The sequence below is a fragment of the Herbidospora cretacea genome (assembly GCF_001570605.1).
Taxonomy (GTDB): Bacteria; Actinomycetota; Actinomycetes; order Streptosporangiales; family Streptosporangiaceae; genus Herbidospora; species Herbidospora cretacea.
On sequence record NZ_BBXG01000018.1, the window covers coordinates 85,614 to 103,954 of the forward strand.

General features: G+C 70.5%; 16 protein-coding genes. 6 read left to right on the plus strand and 10 right to left on the minus strand.

Going from position 1 to position 18,341, the window contains the following annotated elements:
* Nucleotides 1-427 precede the first annotated feature (427 nt).
* Complete coding sequence (locus AW270_RS28795; RefSeq protein ID WP_061299258.1) at nucleotides 428-2,512, plus strand: DEAD/DEAH box helicase; 2,085 nt, start codon at nucleotides 428-430, stop codon at nucleotides 2,510-2,512.
* 48 nt (nucleotides 2,513-2,560) lie between these two features.
* The gene (locus tag AW270_RS28800) at nucleotides 2,561-3,709 is read left to right on the plus strand and encodes an MFS transporter (RefSeq protein ID WP_061299259.1); all 1,149 of its coding nucleotides are present in this window, start codon (nucleotides 2,561-2,563) and stop codon (nucleotides 3,707-3,709) included.
* On the opposite strand, the gene AW270_RS28805 is transcribed toward AW270_RS28800, so the two are convergent.
* From AW270_RS28805 to AW270_RS28820, 4 genes are all read right to left on the minus strand, one after another.
* A complete protein-coding gene (locus AW270_RS28805; RefSeq protein WP_245674900.1) occupies nucleotides 3,670-4,551 on the minus strand; it encodes a carbohydrate ABC transporter permease in 882 nt (293 codons plus the stop codon). The genes AW270_RS28800 and AW270_RS28805 overlap by 40 nt on opposite strands.
* On the minus strand, nucleotides 4,524-5,549 hold the full coding sequence (locus AW270_RS28810; RefSeq protein ID WP_061299261.1) for a carbohydrate ABC transporter permease: 1,026 nt from the start codon (nucleotides 5,547-5,549) through the stop codon (nucleotides 4,524-4,526). Before AW270_RS28810 ends, AW270_RS28805 begins: the two co-directional genes overlap by 28 nt.
* 75 nt (nucleotides 5,550-5,624) lie before the next feature.
* Nucleotides 5,625-6,890, minus strand: coding sequence for a sugar ABC transporter substrate-binding protein (locus tag AW270_RS28815; RefSeq protein WP_061299262.1), 1,266 nt, complete (start codon nucleotides 6,888-6,890; stop codon nucleotides 5,625-5,627).
* A 37-nt stretch (nucleotides 6,891-6,927) separates the two neighbouring features.
* Nucleotides 6,928-7,959, minus strand: coding sequence for a LacI family DNA-binding transcriptional regulator (locus tag AW270_RS28820; protein WP_061299263.1), 1,032 nt, complete (start codon nucleotides 7,957-7,959; stop codon nucleotides 6,928-6,930).
* Between the two features lie 134 nt (nucleotides 7,960-8,093).
* Between AW270_RS28820 and AW270_RS28825 the strand changes: the two genes are divergently transcribed.
* Nucleotides 8,094-10,148: an amylo-alpha-1,6-glucosidase gene (locus AW270_RS28825; RefSeq protein ID WP_061299334.1), complete on the plus strand. Its 2,055-nt coding sequence runs from the start codon at nucleotides 8,094-8,096 to the stop codon at nucleotides 10,146-10,148.
* Nucleotides 10,149-10,202: 54 nt separating this feature from the next.
* Nucleotides 10,203-10,736 carry a hypothetical protein gene (locus AW270_RS28830; protein ID WP_061299264.1) on the plus strand — a complete coding sequence of 178 codons (534 nt, stop codon included), beginning with the start codon at nucleotides 10,203-10,205 and terminating at the stop codon, nucleotides 10,734-10,736.
* A gap of 29 nt (nucleotides 10,737-10,765) precedes the next feature.
* On the opposite strand, the gene AW270_RS28835 is transcribed toward AW270_RS28830, so the two are convergent.
* Nucleotides 10,766-11,575, minus strand: a complete 810-nt coding sequence (locus AW270_RS28835) for a PIG-L family deacetylase (RefSeq protein WP_061299265.1) — start codon at nucleotides 11,573-11,575, stop codon at nucleotides 10,766-10,768.
* Between the two features lie 152 nt (nucleotides 11,576-11,727).
* On the opposite strand from AW270_RS28835, the gene AW270_RS28840 reads away from it, so the two are divergent.
* Entirely contained in the window at nucleotides 11,728-12,465 is a 738-nt protein-coding gene (locus AW270_RS28840) for a hypothetical protein (RefSeq protein ID WP_061299266.1), read from the plus strand.
* On the opposite strand, the gene AW270_RS28845 is transcribed toward AW270_RS28840, so the two are convergent.
* Nucleotides 12,429-12,935: a class I SAM-dependent methyltransferase gene (locus AW270_RS28845; RefSeq protein WP_082801906.1), complete on the minus strand. Its 507-nt coding sequence runs from the start codon at nucleotides 12,933-12,935 to the stop codon at nucleotides 12,429-12,431. The two genes, AW270_RS28840 and AW270_RS28845, sit on opposite strands and share 37 nt — an antisense overlap.
* 69 nt (nucleotides 12,936-13,004) lie before the next feature.
* On the opposite strand from AW270_RS28845, the gene AW270_RS28850 reads away from it, so the two are divergent.
* A complete protein-coding gene (locus tag AW270_RS28850) occupies nucleotides 13,005-13,526 on the plus strand; it encodes a DUF6461 domain-containing protein (RefSeq protein ID WP_061299268.1) in 522 nt (173 codons plus the stop codon).
* On the opposite strand, the gene AW270_RS28855 is transcribed toward AW270_RS28850, so the two are convergent.
* The 4 genes from AW270_RS28855 to AW270_RS28870 form a co-directional block, all read right to left on the minus strand.
* Nucleotides 13,523-15,154: a monocarboxylic acid transporter gene (locus tag AW270_RS28855; protein WP_061299269.1), complete on the minus strand. Its 1,632-nt coding sequence runs from the start codon at nucleotides 15,152-15,154 to the stop codon at nucleotides 13,523-13,525. The two genes, AW270_RS28850 and AW270_RS28855, sit on opposite strands and share 4 nt — an antisense overlap.
* On the minus strand, nucleotides 15,151-15,528 hold the full coding sequence (locus AW270_RS28860; RefSeq protein ID WP_245674901.1) for a DUF485 domain-containing protein: 378 nt from the start codon (nucleotides 15,526-15,528) through the stop codon (nucleotides 15,151-15,153). Before AW270_RS28860 ends, AW270_RS28855 begins: the two co-directional genes overlap by 4 nt.
* 75 nt (nucleotides 15,529-15,603) lie before the next feature.
* Entirely contained in the window at nucleotides 15,604-16,833 is a 1,230-nt protein-coding gene (locus AW270_RS28865) for an amidohydrolase family protein (RefSeq protein ID WP_061299270.1), read from the minus strand.
* Nucleotides 16,827-18,287, minus strand: a complete 1,461-nt coding sequence (locus AW270_RS28870; RefSeq protein ID WP_218009376.1) for an alpha/beta hydrolase — start codon at nucleotides 18,285-18,287, stop codon at nucleotides 16,827-16,829. Before AW270_RS28870 ends, AW270_RS28865 begins: the two co-directional genes overlap by 7 nt.
* Between the last annotated feature and the right edge of the window lie 54 nt (nucleotides 18,288-18,341).

Consider the following 18,341-nt stretch of genomic DNA (forward strand, 5'->3'; position numbering starts at 1 on the left):
GAAGACGTCCGGCGGCAGCGGATGCCGCGACTCCCACCGGAACCTGACGGGACGTTCGCCCTTGTCGGACAGGTAGGTCCTGGGACCGGCGTAGAGACAGGGCGGCGCGTCCTGCTCGGTCTCTGGAATGAACAAACGCACCGTCGTCTCCCCGGAACGGTAACGCCCGGCCGTCGGAGTGTTCCACCGAAGCCCCGATGGTGACTTTCATTTGGAACAGCGTGTCGGTGATTGCGTGGCGGATTTGTCGATGGTCACGAAGAAGACGTCGGCCCCCGCCTCTTTGACTTTGACGAAGGCGACCCCTTGCCGCGGGTGGCCACTGCGAAGACGGCGGCAGCCCCGTCGTGTGCGAGTGTCGGTCGCCGCTGCCATCATCCGGTGGTGAGCCGGCCTGTTCGGAGGCGTCCTGGGCAGAGGAGAGATCATGGGTGTACGCGAGGCCGACGACCTCTGCCGCGTCGCGGGGGCTCTGGTCATGAAGGCCCGGACGCTCCTCGCCGACCACGCCGCCGTTCAGGCCCAGGCCCTTCAGGCCGTCGACACGCTGCGCAGACACACCGTCCGTGACGATCTCGCGCAGATGCCCGTCACCCGCCTCAAGGACGTCACTGGCGGACGTCTCCGCACAGGTGCGCTCGAACGGTCTGGAATCACCACGGTCCTCCAGGTTCACGACATGTCGGCCTACCGGCTCCAGGAGCTGCCCGGGGTCGGCGCGCAGACGGCCAAGCAGATCAAGGCCGCCGCCGACCAGATCGAGGAGGCGGCCCGGCAGCTCGCCAGTGTGAAGATCGAACGCCACGACTGGATGTCCGAGGCGCTGGTCGTCGCGCTGAAGCGGCTGCTCGACGCCGGGACCGAGCTGCCGTTCCACGTCCGGGCCGCCCACGACGTCAACACGACGTTCACGCCGCTGCTGAAGGCGGCCCATCCGGCCAGGTCCCGATGGCGGCTGCTCACGGCGAGCCGGAGGCGGCGGCTGGAGGCGCGGCGGGCGGTCGAGACCCTCGACGCCCTGCTCGACGGTGCGGCCCAGGTCGGCAGCGAGTTCCCGCAGGTCATCACCGACCTGTTGCGGCCGCCGTCGAGTGGCGACGAGGCGTGGGCCGACTTCGAATACCGGTCGTCCGACTACTACTCGCTGCTCGCCGACCTCGCGGGGGAGCGGGTCACCGAGGGCGTCCTGCCCGACGACGTGCTGGCCAGGGTCAACGCCCAGCCGCTCGACGACGCCTACCGGCGGGTGTCGCTGCGCGGCTACCAGTCGTTCGGGGCCAGGTTCGCGCTCGCGCAGAAGCGGGTGATGATCGGCGACGAGATGGGGCTCGGCAAGTCGATCGAGGCCATCGCCGCGCTCGCGCACCTCGCCTCGGAGGGGGCGACCCACTTCCTGGTCGTCTGCCCGGCCAGTGTGGTGGTCAACTGGGTGCGCGAGATCGAGACGCGCAGCACGCTCCGGGCCCAGAAGATCCACGGCAACCGCCGTGAGGCCGCGCTCGACGAATGGATGAAGGAGGGCGGCGTCGCCGTCGTCACGCTCGACGGGCTCCACCGGCTGACCCCCACGTCGCGGGTGGCGATGCTGGTCGTCGACGAGGCCCACTACGTGAAGAACCCGGCGACCAAGCGTGCCAAGGCCGTCGCGGCGTGGTGCGGCGCGGTCGGGCGGGTGCTGTTCCTGACCGGCACGCCGATGGAGAACCGGGTCGAGGAGTTCCGCGTCCTGGTCGGCCATCTCGACCCCGCGCTGGAGATCAGCCAGGCCGGGCCGCAGGCGTTCCGGAAGTCGGTCGCCTCCGCTTATCTGCGGAGGAACCAGGAAGACGTGCTGCACGAGCTGCCCGACCGGGTCGAGGCCGACGAATGGGTCGAGTTCTCCGGTGACGACCTCGACGCCTACCGGCAGGCCGTCGCCGACCGGCACTTCCCGAGGATGCGCCGGGCCGCGTTCGCCTCCCCGGCCACGTCGGCCAAGCTCAAGCGGCTGACCGAACTCGTCGAGGACGCCGAGGCCAACGGGCTCAAGGTCATCGTGTTCTCCTACTTCAAGGACGTCCTGACAGCGGTCGGCGAGACCGTCGGGACCCCCTACCGGCTGTCCGGCGACATCGACCCCGACGAGCGGCAGCGGATCGTCGACGACTTCTCCGCGACGCCCGGCCACGCCGTCCTGCTCAGCCAGATCGTCGCCGGCGGGATCGGGCTCAACCTCCAGGCCGCCTCGGTCGTGATCATCTGTGAGCCGCAGCTCAAGCCGTCGACCGAGACCCAGGCCATCGCGCGCGCCCACCGCATGGGCCAGACCCGGAAGGTCCAGGTCCACCGGCTGCTCGCGGTCGACTCGGTCGACCAGCGGCTGCTGGAGATCCTCGCGGCGAAGACGCGGAGCTTCGACGAGTACGCCCGCCGCAGCGATCTGGCCGAGTCGAGCCCGGCCGCCGTCGACATCTCCGAACAGAATCTGGCGGAGAAGATCATAGAAGAGGAACAGCGGCGGCTTTTGGGTTAATGTTCATGAGCGCTCCCAACGCCACTCCTTTCAGATGGGGTCCCTGGGATGCGTTCTTCTGTCGTTCTCTCCTACGCGGCGTTCGTCCTCGTCGGGATCGGCGCCGCGGTCGGCGGCGTTCTGTTACCCGCCCAGATCGACGACTACGGCGTCGACAAAGCCCTGATCGGGCTCGGTTTCTTCACCAACTCGGCGGGCTTCCTGCTGGCCGGGCTCACCAACGGCGCGCTCATCGAGCGGCTGGGGCTACGACTGGCCCTGGTCGCGGGCAGCGCCGTGTTCGTGCTCGCCGCCGTCGTCACCGCGGCCCGGCCGTCGTTCTGGGTGCTGATCGCCGCCCAGCTGTTCTGCGGATACGGCGTGGGGGTGCTCGAATCGGTGCTGAACGTGCACCTGGCGGCACTGCCGAACGCCGCCACCCTGCTCAACCGCCTGCACGCCTTCTTCGGCGTCGGCGCCCTGGCCGGCCCGGCCATCGCGGCGGTGACGCTCACCTACGCCCCCTGGACCGCCATCTGGTGGGGCCTGGCGGTCGCGACCGCCCTCATGGGGGTCGCCTTCTACGCGACGTTCCCGAAGAGGGTCGTCCAGGAGAAGGAGGACAAGCAGCGGGGGCTGCTGCCCGAGGCGCTGCGCAACCGGACCGTGCTGCTCGCCTCGGTCTTCCTCACCGTCTACCTGGGCGTGGAGATCGGCGTGGGCAACTGGGCCTACTCCTACCTGCGCGAGGTCGACCTGGAGACCCACCTGATCGCCGGTTACGCCGTCAGCGGCTACTGGGCGGGGCTGACCGCAGGCCGGTTCGTGATCAGCCCGATCGCCTCCCGGATCAACCTGACGCCCGCGCGGACCTCCCTGTGGTGCTGCGTCGGCGTCGCGGCGGCCACGGTCATGATCTGGCTCGGCGTCGTCCCGGTCGCCGGGTTCGTGCTGCTCGGGTTCTTCCTCGGCCCGCTGTTCCCGACCACGATGGCGATCCTGCCCGAACTGCTGCCGGCCCGGCTGGTGCCGACCGCGATCGGGGTGCTGAACGGCGGCTCGGTCATCGGCGGCTCGCTGCTGCCGTGGACGGCCGGGGCGCTGGGCCAGGGCGTCGGCATGCAGGCGCTGATGCCCTTCGCGCTCGCGCTCGCCCTGGTCCAGCTCGCCGTCTGGTACTACTTGTCGGCCCCCTCGTTGGCGCCGCGCACGAAGTAGCGCTGGAACACCACGAACAGGACCGCGACCGGGATCGTCGCCAGCACGGCGGCGCCCAGTTTGAGCGGATACTGATTCCCCGATCCGAGTGATCCGCTGACCAGCACCGCCAGGCCTCGGGGCAGCGTGTAGAGATCGGGGCTCTGCACCGACACGAGGCTGTGCGGCAGCTCGTTCCACGAACTCTGGAACGAGATGATCGTCAACGTGATCAGGGCGGGCCTTCCCATCGGGAGCACCACCGACCAGAAGGTCCGCCAGGGTCCGGCCCCGTCGATCCGGGCCGCCTCCTCGACGCTGCGGGGGATCGACTCGAAGAACTGCTTCATGATGAACACGCCGCCCGCGTCGGCGATGATCGGCAGGATCAGGGCCGTGTACGTGTCGTACATGCCGAACTGCTTCAGCACCAGGAACTTCGGGATGAACAGCACGACCCCCGGCACCGCCAGGATGGCGATCACCGCGCCGAACAGCGCCTTGCGGCCCTTGAAGCGCAGCCGCGCCAGCGCGTAACCGGCCATCGAGTCGAGCAGCACCCGGCCGAGTGTGATCGCGATCGTCACGATCAGCGAGTTGCCCAGCCACAGCGGCATGTCGGTGCTGAGGAACACCTTGTGGTAGGCGTCGGTGACGAACGGGTCGGGCACCGGGTTCAGCGGGTTCAGCGCCGCGTTCGACTCGGTCTTGAACGACGCCGAGAGCTGGATGACGAACGGGTAGATGAAGACCAGCGCGAAGAAGACGAGGATGAAGTAGCCGACGAACGTCGACGCCACGGTCCGCGCCCCGTGATCAGCCCTGACGGCGGCCATCAGGCGTTCCTCTCCCTCAGCAGCCACCGCTGCACGATCGTGAACAGCACGATGATCGCGAACAGCACGAACGAGATGGCCGTTCCGGTGCCGTACTCGAAGTTGTCGAACGCCTGGGTGTACGACAGGTACGCCGGTGTCAGCGTCGTCTTGCCGGGGGCGCCCTGGCTCATCACGTACACCTGGTCGAAGACCTGCCAGGTCGAGATGATGCCCATGGTCAGCACCAGGAACAGGGTGGGCTTCAGCATCGGCAGCGTGACGAACCGCAGCCGCTTCCAGCGGCCCGCGCCGTCGAGCATCGAGGCCTCTTCGAGGGTGACCGGGATGTCCTGGAGGGCGGCCAGGAACATCAGCATGAACGTGCCGGAGGTCGTCCAGATGACCAGCAGCATGATGGTCGACATCGCCACCGACGGCCCGGCCAGCCACTCCCACCAGCTCAGCCCGAAGGGGCCGCCGCTCATCAGGAACGCGGGCGGGCTGTCGGCGTTCACCAGGCCGGCGGCGTCGAGCGCGAGGTGCAGGATGCCGCGGGCGTCGGCGAACCACTGCGGGCCCTGGACGCCGAAGAACGCCAGCAGGTTGTTGACCGCGCCGGAGCTGGCGAAGATGAACAGGAACACAACGCTGATCGCGACCGAGCTGGTCACCGACGGGAAGAAGAACGCGGCGCGGAAGAAGGTCTTGCCCTTCAGCATCCGCGAGTTCACCACCAGCGCCAGGCCGAGCGCGAGGATCGTCTGGACCGGCACGACGATGCCGACGTAGTAGATGTTGTTGCGCACGCTGGTCATGAAGTCCTGGCGCGTCAGTCCCTCCTCGGCGAACAACTTCGTGTAGTTGTCCAGCCCGACGAACGGGACGCCCGACTTGAACGGGCTGCCCTGGCCGTTCCAGTCGGTCACGCTGACCCACATCGCCATCAGGATGGGCAGCAGCATGAACAGGCCCAGGATCAGGATCACCGGGGCGACGAACAACCAGCCCGCGATGTTCTCCCTGGCTTTCGCCGAGAGCCGCATGGGCGGTACCTCCTCTGACGCGGGAAACCCGCGCCCGGCGCCCTCCCCGAGTGGGCGCCGGACGCTGAGTCTCGCCTAGTTGCCGGCGAGAGCGGCTTCGGTGTTCTTCTGCACCCGCGCGAGGAGGGTCTTGGGGTCCATGGAGGTGAGCTGCTGGATGCCGGTGTCGAAGTCGGCCAGCACGCTGTCCATCTTGGGAGCGTTCACCGGGCCGTGGGCGTAGTCGGCGCCGTTGACGAACGGGGCGTCGTCGGGGAACTCGGCCGTGTACGCCTCCTTGGCCGACTGCCGTGAGGGCATGACGCCGAACGCCTTGGCGTAGGCCATCTGCTGGTCGGCGGTGGTCATCGCCTCGACGAAGCTGATGGCCGCCTCCTTGTTCTTGGACTTGGCCGCGACGCCCCAGCAGGTGGTGAACGACAGGGTGCCCTTGCCCGCCGGACCGGCCGGGAGCTCGTGGACGCTGTACTTCACGTCGGGGTAGTCGTTGGTCATCGCGCCCTTGATCCAGTTGCCCTCGATCGTCATGGCCGCGCTGCCCTTGCCGAACGCCTCGCCGCCCCAGCCCGCGCTGAGCTGCTTGGGGTACTGCGCCGTCTTGTCCTTGACCAGCTTCTGCACGTACGTCAGGGCCTCCAGGTTCTGCGGGGAGTCGGTGGTGGCCGTCTTCCCGTCGGGGCTGACGATCCAGCCGCCCGCCTGCACCATGAACGCGCCCACCCGGTCACGCGTGTCGCCGAGGGCCAGGGGGGTGATGTCCTTGGCCTTCAGCTTGTCGCCGACGGCGGTGAGCTGGTCCCATGTCGTAGGGATGTCGGCGTCGGTCAGCCCGGCCTTGCTCCACAGGTCGGTGTTGACGATGAGGGCCAGGGTCGAGAAGTCCTTGGGCGCGCAGTAGAACTTCCCGTCGTAGGTGAAGGTCGTGCGCAGGCTCTCGTAGAAGTCGGCCGGGTTGGTGATCTTGTCGCCGTACGGCTCCAGCGCGCCGACGCTGGCGTAGTCGGCGAAGCGGCCGGCGTCGACGTAGAACACGTCGGGCGGCGTGTCGCCCGCGAAGGCCTGGCCGAGCTGCTGGCCGAGGTCCTGCGCCGGGGTCACGGTCGCGGTGTTGCCGGTGGCGGCGCCCCACGCGGCGGCGGCGTCGGTCACGGCCTTGGTCTCGGCGTCGCCGGAGGAGCCGATGAGGACCTGCAGCTGGGCGGGGCCGGCCGAGGCCTGGCTGGGCTGGGCGGCCGGGTCGCCGGTCTCCTCGAAACCACTGCCGCCGCAGGCGGCGGAGGACAACAGGACGGCGCCGACGGCCGTCGACAGGGCCGCCTTCCGGACGTTGCTGCGCTTCATCGCGTTTTCCTTTGTTTCTTGTCTCAGGTGGGGAGGGTCAGCCCGAGGCGCGGACGACCAGGGAGGGCGGAAGCAGGAGGTACTCCGGAGACGCCCCCGCGCCTCCGGCGAGCCGGTGGGCCAGCAGCCGCAGGCAGCTCGACGCCACCTCGCCGATCGGCTGGCGGACACTCGTGAGGCCGATCGCCTTGGCGACCGGGGTGTCGTCGAACCCGACGACGGCGACGGGACGGTGCGAGTGGCCGCCCGCGTGCCAGGCCGGGCCGGGGGCGCGCGCCACGTGCAGGGCGCCGAGCGCGAGCGAGTCGCTCGCGCAGACCAGGGCGGTGATCTCCGGATCGCCGTCGAGCAGGGTGCGGGCGGCGTGCTCGCCGGGGGCGACGTCGTCCTCGGTCTCGGTGAACAGCCCGGCGGTGCCGAGCCCGACGTCGGCCAGCGCGCGGCGCCAGCCCTCACGCCGGTCGTCGCCGACGCCCGAGCCCTCGGGCCAGCCGAGGAAGCCGATCCGGCGGTGGCCGCGCGAGAGCAGGTGACGGGTGGCGGCGTCGGTGCCGGCGGCCCCGTCGACGTCGACCCACGGATGGTTCGCGCCGTCCGGGTCGCTCCACGGGCGGCCGAACGTGACGAACGGCACCCCGCGCTCGGTCAGCCAGTTCGTGCGCCGGTCGCCGTGGTGGGTGGCCATCAGGACGAAGGCGTCGGGCTCGTGCGCGCCGAGCAGGTCGTCGAAGGCGGCGATCTCGCCGTCGTCGCCGTGGGCGGTGTAGAGCAGCACGCGGTAGTCCTCGGTGGCGGCCGTCTGGGTGAGGCCGTGCAGGAACCGGTCGCCGACCGAGCCGTTGATGCCGTCCTGCTCGGGGTCGATGCGGGCGGCGATCAGCCGCGACCGGCCGGTCCGCATCTGGCGGGCGGCGTGGTTGACCCGGTAACCGAGCTCGTCGACGACGTCGAGGACGCGGCGGCGGGTCTCCTCACGGACCACCTCGGGGGTGTTCAGAGCGTTGGAGACCGTCTGGCGAGACACGCCCGCGGCTCGCGCCACGTCGGCGATCGTCACCTTATCGGCCATCTGTGCACCTTTCGGGGGGTTGAACGATCAAACCGAAGTAATGCATGATTTGATCGTTCAAGTTAAGGAATTGTTTCGCAATCTGCACCCCTGCTCTTGATCTGTCAAGACACAACTTCGTGAAGGACCACCGCGTGCCTGCCGACTCCCCCGCCGCCACCGACGTCCGGTTGCAGCCGCTCCTGCACGACCTGGTCAGCACCGTCACCGCGCCCACGAGCGCGCTCAGCGGGGCCGACGGCCAGATACGGGCGGCGGGTGTCCAGGGGGTGTTCCACGCCGACCGGCGGGTCGTGTCGGAGGCCGTGCTGCTGGTCGACGGCCGGGAGACCGAGCCGATCGCCGACGCCGCCGCGGGCCCCGGCCGCAGCAGGTTCACCTCGCTGGCGCGCTGGCTCGGCGACGTCCAGCCCGACCCGGTGGTCCGCGTCGACCGGCTGCGCGAGATCCGCGCCTACGGCATGGCCGAGGAGATCACCGTCGCCTCGACCGCCACGATGCCCGTGACGATGACCGTCACGATGCGGGTGAACTGCGACTTCGCCGCCATCGAGACGGTGAAGTCGGGCGGCGACGTCGAGCCGGTGACCCCGGTCGACGGCACGCTGACGTGGGTGTCGGGCGCCGCCACGGTGGCGATGACCGGCGAGGGCGCGCAGGTGCGTGACCACGCGCTGCACTGGGAGGTCGCCCTCGAACCCGGTGAGACCCGGTCGCTCTGCTGGCGTGTGATGGTGACCGACCCGGCCGCCGTCGTCGCGCCGCCGTCGGGCCCGGCCGAGTGGAGCCGGCCCGTCGTCCGGGCGACCGACCGCCGCCTGCCCGCGCTGCTGGCGCAGAGCCTCGACGACCTCGAAGGCCTGCGCCTCACCGAGACCGGCCACCCCACCGACACCTTCCTGGGCGCGGGCGTGCCGTGGTTCCTCACCGTCTTCGGCCGAGACAGCCTGTGGGCCGCCCGCATGCTGCTGCCGCTGGGAACCGACCTGGCGAAGGGCACGCTGCGGGTGCTCGCCCGCCGCCAGGGGGTCAGGCACGACCCGCTGACCGGCGAGGCCCCCGGCAAGATCATGCACGAACTCCGCAGGGGCGAGTTCGTCGTGCCGGTGAACGGCCTGCGCCTGCCCGCCGCCTACTACGGCACCATCGACGCCACCCCGCTGTGGATCAGCCTGCTCCACGACGCCTGGCGCTGGGGCCTGCCCGACGGGGAGGTCGAGGCGCTGCTCCCGGCCATGGAGGCGGCGCTCGGCTGGCTCGCCACCGACGCCGACCCAGACGGCGACGGGTTCGTCGAGTACATCGACGCCAGTGGGCGCGGCCTGGCCAACCAGGGCTGGAAGGACTCCGGCGACTCGGTCAGGTTCCGCGACGGCGGCCTGGCCGACCCGCCCATCGCCCTGGCCGAGGTCCAGGGCTACGCCTACGAGGCCGCCGTCAAGGGCGCCGCGCTCCTCGACGCCTTCGGCCGCCCCGGCGCCGACGTCTGGCGCGCCTACGCCGGGGCGATGGCCACCCGATTCCGCGAGCGGTTCTGGGTCGAGGGCGGCTACCCCGCCCTCGCGCTCGACCGCGACAAGCGGCCGGTCGACGCGCTGACCAGCAACATCGGCCACCTGCTCGGGACCGGCATCCTCAACCACGAGGAGTCGGCCCGGGTAGCCTCCCTCCTCGCCTCACCCGAGATGTCGGCGGGCTTCGGCCTGCGCACGATGTCCTCGGCCGACCGGGGCTTCAGCCCGCTGTCCTACCACTGCGGCTCGGTCTGGCCGCACGACACCGCGATCGTCATCGCCGGTCTGGCCCGCGACGGCTTCGGCGCCGAGGCCGCGACCCTGGCGGAGGGACTGCTGGCGGCGGCCGGGCCGTTCGAGAACCGGCTGCCGGAGCTGTTCTCCGGCGACGCCCGCGACGCGGTCCGCCGCCCGGTGCCCTATCCGGCCTCCTGCCGCCCGCAGGCCTGGTCGGCGGCGGCCGCCGTGGTCATCACCCACGCCGCGCTCGGCCTCTATCCGGACGTCCCCGGCGGCACGGTCACCCTGCGCCCGATGTCCGGCGCGCCCCTCGGCGCGGTGCGCGCTGACGGGTTCGTGGTCGCCGGGACGCCGGTGTCCGTATCGGTCGACCTGGGCGGGGCCGTGGAGATCGATCGGTTGCCCGACCGATTCGAAGTGGTAACCGCCGGTTAACCGGGTCACCGGAGACTGGGCTGTCCTGACTTCGATCTTGCCCGGGAGCGTTCCATGACCGAGCCGGTGCACCCGCCGCGCCCCGCGATGTTCTCCCTGACCGACACGCGGGACGCGGAGGAGGTCTCGGTCCGGGGCCTGGTGTTCACCGGGGTCCTGCTGACCGCGCTGGTGACCACGTCGTGGATCCTGCTGACGGTGCCGACCACGCTCACCGAGCAGTGGATCGTCGGCGCGACGGTCACGCTGGCCGGCATCGTCGCGTTCTTCGGCCTCTACGCGTCGGTCCGCAAGATCCGGATCGCCCTGGCGGGCGCGCTGTTCGTGTCGTGGCTGCTGCTGAACACCTACGCGTTCGTCATCGGCCCGCTCGACGACCGCAAGGAGTTCTGGGACACCCTGCGCACGCTGACGACGGTCGCCGTCGCGTTCTTCTTCGGCTCGGAGACGATCGTGCAGGCCACGAAGGTCTTCCAGGCCGGCCGCATCACCTCGGAGACGATCCGCCGGACCGGGGTCGCGCCCGATCCGGCGGGGGTGCGCGCGGCGCTCAACGTCGACGCCGAGCGCGCCCGGCGCAGGTCCTGAGCAGGTCCTGAGCAGGTCCTGAGCAGGGCTCAGCGAAGACCCCGGAAGAGGTCGTCCTCGACGCCCTCGGCCGCCGGGACCGTCGACCTGACCAGGGTGAACGCCTCGCCGGAGAACATCATGTGCTGGGTCTCCGGCGGCAGGCCCAGGAAGAACGCGCTGTCGCCCTGGCTGCCGTGGGCGGTCATCGCCTTGATCTTCTGCTCGACGTAGGCCGAGGTGTCGAGGATCGCGCTGATCTTCTCGTCGGGGGTGGTCCAGCTCTCGTACTCCTCCCAGCCCTCGGTGTCCATGCCGGCCGCGACCATGGCGTCGTACATGCCCTTCATCCAGCTGCGCGGGGTGGCGGTGTAGTAGAACTTCGCCGGTACGCCGCTCAGCTCGACCGCCCGCGCCGCCACCCGGTGGGCCTGGATGTGGTCGGGGTGGCCGTAGCCGCCGTTCTCGTCGTAGGTCACCACGACCTGCGGCCGGTACTTCCGCATCAGGTCGGCCAGCCGCCCGGCGGCCTCGTCGACCGGGACGTTGGCGAAGGCGCGCTCGTGGGCGTTGCCGTCCCAGCCGTCCATGCCCGAGTCGCGGTAGCCGAGCAGCTCGACGTCGCTGATCCCCAAGTGGGCGGCCGACTCGCGCAGCTCGGCGAGGCGCACCTTCGCCACCGCCTCGTCGTCGTGGCCGGGCTCGCCCGGTTTGACCCCGTCGGGGCCGTCGCCCTGCTCCCCGTTGGTGCAGGTGACCAGCACGGTCCGCACACCCTGGGCGGCGTAGTGGGCGAACACGCCGCCGGTCCCCATCACCTCGTCGTCGGGATGGGCGTGCACGGCCATCAGAGTGAACATCTCATTACCTCCACGATTTGCTAGAACATCCCGCCCCCATGGGCGATTCCAGTTGCGTCACGACCATGAGAGGTCATGAACTTTCACCGTCATCGGCGAGTCCCACTCCCCGAGAGACGTTTTTGGACGACCGACCACCCCCGGGGGACCGAATGACCCGCCCGCTGACCGCCGCCGCCGTAGCCGCCCTGGCCGCGAGCGCACTCATAGCCACACCCGCCGCCGCCAGTGCGAAGACCCAGACCATCTACGGCTACGCCTGGGCCGACGGTTCCAACCATCTGCGCATCACCCCGGCCAAGGCCAGACTCGTCACCCAGAGCGGCGTGCGCCGCTACAAGCTGACCCCGGTCGCCGGCGCCAAGGAGCGCCGCATCTTCACCGACGGCGTGCGCTACCGCCGCATCACGACGGCGTGTGACCTGAAGGAGACCGAAGGCCACATCCGACAGGACAGGAAGGGCCTGGGCACCACCGACTGCGACGCCCTCGACCTCAAGTTCGTGCTCAGCCTCGGCCCGGCCCCGGTGAAGATCACCATCACGCCGAACCTGACCACCGTCGCCGAGTTCCTGGCCACCCCGACCAACCCGGTCACCGCCTACGGCACGATGAAGAGCCTCGACAGCCGCACCGTCGTCTTCTACCGGCCCGGCAAGAAGGCCGTCAAGCTGCGCTACACCGGCCTCGGCTTCAACCGGGTGACCAGGAGCTGCACCGACGGCTGGACCGCCAACGTGCCGAACGAGGAGGCGGGCATCGGCACCAAGCCGTGCAACGCGGCGGCGTTCCGCAAGGCCATCAGGAACACCGGCCCCGTCAAGGTGAAGGCCTACTACCAGCCGGTCAGCGGTCATCTGTGGGAGGTCTGGGAAGCGCTGGGCGACTGACCCGCGACCGCGAACAGCTTCGGCCCGAGCACGCTGACCTCGGGCCGGAGCCCGTGGCGGGCGAACACGGCGGCCAGCCGGTCGCCCAGCTCCGCCGACCGCTCGCCGGGCGTCTCGTAGAAGAGCGTCACCGACCCGCCCGGCGCGAGCAGCCCGCGCAGCCGCTCCACCTCGGCGGCCGGGTCGCGCACCCAGAAGTGGTTGACGTTGACGGCGAAGATGACGTCGAACTCCCCTTCCACCGAGAGCCGCTCCAGTGCCTCACACCGGAAGTCGGCGCGCGGCACGTTCTCCCGCGCCGCCCGGATCGACGTCTCCGACCGGTCGACCCCGAGGTAACGCCCCGTCTCCAGCCGCTCCAGCACGAGCCGCGCCGCGGCCCCCCGCCCACACCCGATCTCCAGCACCCACGCATCGGGCGCGAGGCGCAGGGCGCCCACCGCTCTGGTCAACCGCTCGGGAACCCCCATGCGGCCACGCTAACGACCGCCACCGACAGTTCAGCGAAATGTCGGTGACACCCGGCATACTCCCGGATCGTGATCACCCACCTTCCCGAGGCCGCCTGCTGGACCGTCGTCCAGCCCCTCGCCGGCCCCCTCACCGTCGAAGAGCTCGCCGTCCGCCTGGGCGGCTCGGCCGAGGACCTCGTCCACGAAGAGGACGAGGATCTGGACCCGGCCGATTACGAGGCCTTCTTCCAGTTCAGCCGTGACGGCGACGCCTGGGTCATCTTCGAGGACAACGGCTACCAGGGCAGCCTGACCGAGGTGCTGCGCCGGCTCAGCGTCGGGGCCAAGGTGACCAGCCTGTTCTGGAACGTCAACGCCGTCGCCCGGATGGCCCACGCCGTCGACGGTTCGGTCCTCGTCAGTCTCGACCCGCTCTTCCCCGAGGACCGCGCGGGCTCCCAGCCCCACCTCCTCGACGCGGAACTGTCCGGCCTGGGCGGCGGCAACTGGAGGGTCAGCGCCATCACTGCGGTCGAGCGCATCACCGGGATCTCCCTCGACTGGCCCGACGAGGGCCCGTGGATGGCTCTCGAAGAGGTCTCGGACTAGGGCTTGGTCCGGGGAGCGTGGGCGCCGGCGCCGGTGAGGGCGCGGAGGGAGAGTTCCGAATAGCGTTCGGGATCGGCTTTCTCCCTGCTCAGCAAGGTGCCGGCGACCGCGCATAGGAACGCGAACGGGATCGACACCAGCCCGGGGTTCTCCAGCGGGAACACGTGGAAGTCGATCGGCGGCGGGAGCAGGGAGCGCGGCCCGCCCGACATCACCGGCGACAGCGCCACGAGCGCGATCGAGCCCAGCAGGCCGCCGTAGACGCCGCACACCACGCCGGTCGAGTTGAAGCGGCGCCAGAACAGCGCCAGCACGATAGCCGGCAGGTTCGCCGAGGCCGCCATCGCGAAGGCCAGCGCCACCAGGAACGCCACGTTCATGTCGCGGACCAGCACGGCCAGGAACACCGAGAACACCCCGATGACGAACGCCGAGAACCGCGCGACCGCGACCTCCTGCGACTCCTTCGGCTTGCCGAGCATCAGCACATGGCCGAAGAAGTCGTGGGCCAGCGACGTCGACGACGCCAGCACCAGACCTGACACCACCGCCAGGATCGTCGCGAACGCCACCGCGCCGATGAACGCGAGCAGGATCTCGCCGCCGACCGGCCCGGCCACCGACTCGCCGACGGCCTGGGCCAGCTGGAGGGCCGCGGTGTTGCCCGACGGGTCCTGGGCGGTGATGGCCTCCTGGCCGACCAGCGCGGTCGCGCCGAACCCGAGCGCCAGCGTCATCAGGTAGAAGGCCCCGACCAGGCCGATCGCCCAGTTGACCGACGTCCGCGCCGCCCGCGCGTCGGGGACGGTGAAGAAACGGCCGACGATGTGCGGCAGCCCGGCCGTGCCGAGGACGAGGGCGACGGCGAGGCTGACGAAGTCGAGCTTGCCGACGATGCCGTCGGCGTCCTTGCCGTAGCGCAGGCCCGGGTTGAGGAAGTCGCCCGGCTGGCCGCTGCGGGCGTCGGCCGCGCCCAGCATGTCGCTCGGGTTGAAGCCGAACCGGCCCAGCACCAGCACGGTCAGCACGGTCGTGCCGGCCATCAGCAGGACGGCCTTGATGATCTGGACCCAGGTGGTGCCCTTCATCCCGCCGTAGCTGACGTAGAAGATCATCATCATGCCGACGGCCAGGATCGTGATGACCTTCGCGGCCTCCGGCGAGATCCCCATGAAGGTTTCGCCCGGGTGGATGCCGAGCAGCAGCCCGACCAGCGCGCCCGCGCCGACCATCTGCGCGACCAGGTAGAACACCGACACGGTCACGGTCGAGACGGCGGCGGCGGTGCGGACCATCGGACGCCTGGCGGCCCGGTAGGAGAGCACGTCGGCCATGGTGAACCGGCCCGCGTTGCGCATCAGCTCGACCAGCAGCAGCGTCAGCAGCCAGGCCACCAGGAAGCCGATGGAGTAGAGGAACCCGTCGTATCCCGACAGCGCGATGATCCCGGCGATGCCGAGGAACGACGCCGCCGACATGTAGTCGCCCGCGAGGGCCAGGCCGTTCTGCGGGCCGGAGAAGCCCCGGCCGCCGGCGTAGAAGTCGTCGGTGCCCTTGGTGGTGACGCGGGCCCAGATCGTCACCCCGAGGGTGATCACGATGAAGACGGCGAACAGCCCGATGGTCATCGGCGCGTCCAGTTCTCGATGCGGTGGCGCTCGGCCAGGATGCGGCGCTCGCGTTCGCGTTCGGCCTGGCGCTGACCGGCCTCGTCGCGCAGCTCGGCCGACAGCGGGTCGAGCATCCGGCGGGCGTAACGCGTGTAGCGCCAGGCCAGCACGAACGTCGAGACGAACTGGAGCACCCCGAGCAGCAGCGCGACGTTGACGTTGCCGATCGCGGGCAGGGCCATGAAGTCGCGGGCGAACGCCGACAGGGCGATATAGAGGAAGTACCAGCCGAGGAACGCTCCAACGATCGTCAGCGCCAGCCGCCGGAAGCGCGTTTTCAGCAGCCGGAACCGTTCGTCGGCCGCCAGCCCGGCCAGGTCGTCCGCCTGCACGTGGCCCTCCATCAGGTCTCGCGGTGACACTCCGTACACGCGTCGCTCCGCACCGAGACCTCACCATAAGGGGGGTTACGCCGATTTTCCGGTGAACGCGGGAAAGTGGGTCTCGGACTTGGTCGAGGCGACGACCTCGCCGCCGACGACGACGTGGCGGGGCGGGTGGTGGCGGGTCAGCGCCTGCCGGACCGTGGCGCCGTCGAGGACGACGAGGTCGGCCGCCGCGCCGACCTTCAGACCCTCGGAGTCCCGGCCGATGACGCGGGCGGCGGTGGTGGTGATCATGTCGTACAGGTCGTCGAGGCGGCTCGGGCCGAGGAGGTGGGCGGCGAGGAAGGCGACTTCGAGCAGGTTGTGGCGGCCGAAGGGGTAGTAGGCGTCCTCGATGTCGTCCTGGCCGAGCGCGACCGGCACCCCGGCGTCGGTCAGCGGGAGGACCGGCAGGTGGAGCGGGCCGGTGTGCGGGTCGCTGACCAGGCCGAGCCCCGCGCGCTTGCACAGTTCGGTGAGCCTGCGCAGGTAGGGCTCGGGGTAGAGGGCCATCGCGCGGGCGTGCTGGGCGCTGGCCCGGCCGGTCATGCCCTGTGCGATCAGCTCGGCGGCCAGGGTCTCCGTGGTGCGCAGGCCGGGGTCGCCCGCGTCGTCGACGAGCATCGCGACCCTCCTGCCGGTGCGTCTCGCCAGCGCCACCATGCGGCGCACGTGCTCCGTGGCGTCGGCGTCGGTCAGCTCGATCCACGGGATCCCGCCGACCACGTCGGCCCCCAGGTCGACGGCCTCCTCGATCAGCCGCTCGGTGCCGGGGACCTTGAGCAGGCCGTCCTGCGGGAAGGCGACGACCCGCACGTCGACGAACGCGGCGAACTCCGCCTTCAGCGCCAGCAGCGCCTTCACGCCGGTCAGCCCGGCCACCGGGTCGACGTCGGCGAACGCCTGCACCGCCCGGACACCGTGGCGGACCGACTCGACCAGCGCCGACCGGGCGCGCCCGGTGACGGCCTCCTCGGTCTGGTGGCTCTTCACGGCCGCCGCGCCGTCGATGGCGTCCATGGCCGCGCCCATGGTTCCCCGCGTGTACGCGGTCAGCGGCCCCTCGCCCACGAGGTCGAGCGTGTGGACCTTGCAGAGGTGCAGGTGGGCGTCCACGAAGGGCTCGGTGACCAGGTTGCCCCCGGCGTCGAGGGCGGGGGTGGCGGGGGTCGTGCCGGGGTCGGGTTCTATGGAGGTGAAGCGGCCCCGGTCGATCGTCAGCGACCACCGGCCGGAGCGGCCGCGGAGCGCGGCGTTGTGCACGGTCAGCATGAAGGGACGGTAGCCGGGATCGTCCCGGTCAGCAGGTAGCGGTCGACCACCGCGTCCACGCAGGCCGACCCCAGCCGGTAGGCCGTGTGCCCGTCGCCGTCGTAGGTCAGCAGGGTCGCGTTGTCGAGCTGCCCGGCCAGCGCCTTCGCCCATTCGTAGGGCGTGGCGGGGTCGCGGGTGGTGCCGACGACCAGGATCGGCGCCGATCCGGTGGCGCGCAGGGTCTTCTTGACGCCGTGCGCCGGCCAGTTCCGGCACGGCGATTCGTCGCTCGCCAGGTAGGGGCCGAAAAGGGGGGCCGCCCTGATCGTCTTCCTGGCCGTGACGGCCAGCTCCCGCTTCGTGGGGGCCGGGTAGTCCAGGCAGTTGACCGCGATGTTGACGTCGGTGGAGTTGTCGTAGACGCCGTTGACGCGGCCGAAGTAGGAGTCGGACATGAGCTGGAGCAGGGTGCCGTCGCCCTTGGTCTTGGCGTTGGTGAGCGCCTGCCGCAGGGTCGGCCAGGCCGCCTTGTCGTAGAGGGGCGCGATCACGCCCATGAGCGCGATGCCCTCGGTGACCGGCCGCGCGGGGTCGGCGGTGCTCCTCAGCGGCTTGGCGTCGATCGAGGCCAGCAGCCTCCGCATCTCGTCCTTGGTCGTGACGGGGCACCCGGGCCTGCTCGCGCAGTCCCGGGCGAAGGCCGTGAACGCCCGCTCGAACCCGATGGCCTGCAGGTGCGAGGTCTCGGTGAGCGACACCGTCGGGTCGACGGCGCCGTCGAGCACCAGCGCCCGGGTGCGGCCGGGGAACAGCTCGGCGTAGGTCGCGCCCAGGTAGGTCCCGTAGGACTTGCCGAGATAGGTCAGCTTCCGATCGCCGAGGACGGCGCGCAGGACGTCCAGGTCCCTGGCGGCGTCGGCGGTGCCGACGTGGGGGAGCAGCACCCCCGCGCGCTCCCGGCAGAGGGTGGCCGTCCTGCCGGTCAGGTCGGCGTTGATCTTCTTCTCGGCCGGGGTGTCGGGGCTGGGGTCAGCCTGGGTGCGGGCGTTCATCTCCTCGGTGGTGAAGCAGCGGATCGGGCTCGACCGGCCCACGCCGCGCGGGTCGAACCCGACGACGTCGAAGCGGGCCCGGACGGCCGGGCTGACCACGTCGGTGGCGAGGCGGGCGTAGTCGACGCCCGAACCGCCCGGACCGCCCGGGTTGAGGACGATCGACCCCTGGCGGGCGCCGGTGGCCGGCAGCTTCACGACGCTGATCGAGAGCTGCCCGGCGGCCGGGCGGCGGTAGTCGATCGGGACCTGCATGAGGGCGCAGTGGAAGCCCTTCTCGCAGTCGGTCCAGATGAGTTTCTGCTGATAATAGGTTCGGAGCGTGGTGTCAGGGCCGGGTGGCGCGTCGGCTCGGGCCGGTGTGATCAGGGAGGCGGCGATGGCGAGCCCCACTCCCAGTGCTGCGATCGCTCGTCTCATGTCCGGCATTTCCGCACAGGTCGCTTTCAAGCGCCTGAAAAAGTGGTCCGAACT

What these genes read in the sequence shown, in the direction of transcription:
- AW270_RS28830 (WP_061299264.1), top strand. Translation starts at nt 10,203, where the DNA reads ATGACCGAGCCGGTGCACCCGCCGCGCCCCGCGATGTTCTCCCTGACC.
- AW270_RS28855 (WP_061299269.1), bottom strand. Translation starts at nt 15,154, where the DNA reads ATGACCATCGGGCTGTTCGCCGTCTTCATCGTGATCACCCTCGGGGTG.
- AW270_RS28865 (WP_061299270.1), bottom strand. Translation starts at nt 16,833, where the DNA reads ATGCTGACCGTGCACAACGCCGCGCTCCGCGGCCGCTCCGGCCGGTGG.
- AW270_RS28810 (WP_061299261.1), bottom strand. Translation starts at nt 5,549, where the DNA reads ATGCGGCTCTCGGCGAAAGCCAGGGAGAACATCGCGGGCTGGTTGTTC.
- AW270_RS28835 (WP_061299265.1), bottom strand. Translation starts at nt 11,575, where the DNA reads ATGTTCACTCTGATGGCCGTGCACGCCCATCCCGACGACGAGGTGATG.
- AW270_RS28795 (WP_061299258.1), top strand. Translation starts at nt 428, where the DNA reads ATGGGTGTACGCGAGGCCGACGACCTCTGCCGCGTCGCGGGGGCTCTG.
- AW270_RS28870 (WP_218009376.1), bottom strand. Translation starts at nt 18,287, where the DNA reads ATGAGACGAGCGATCGCAGCACTGGGAGTGGGGCTCGCCATCGCCGCC.
- AW270_RS28815 (WP_061299262.1), bottom strand. Translation starts at nt 6,890, where the DNA reads ATGAAGCGCAGCAACGTCCGGAAGGCGGCCCTGTCGACGGCCGTCGGC.
- AW270_RS28845 (WP_082801906.1), bottom strand. Translation starts at nt 12,935, where the DNA reads ATGGGGGTTCCCGAGCGGTTGACCAGAGCGGTGGGCGCCCTGCGCCTC.
- AW270_RS28840 (WP_061299266.1), top strand. Translation starts at nt 11,728, where the DNA reads ATGACCCGCCCGCTGACCGCCGCCGCCGTAGCCGCCCTGGCCGCGAGC.
- AW270_RS28820 (WP_061299263.1), bottom strand. Translation starts at nt 7,959, where the DNA reads ATGGCCGATAAGGTGACGATCGCCGACGTGGCGCGAGCCGCGGGCGTG.
- AW270_RS28800 (WP_061299259.1), top strand. Translation starts at nt 2,561, where the DNA reads ATGCGTTCTTCTGTCGTTCTCTCCTACGCGGCGTTCGTCCTCGTCGGG.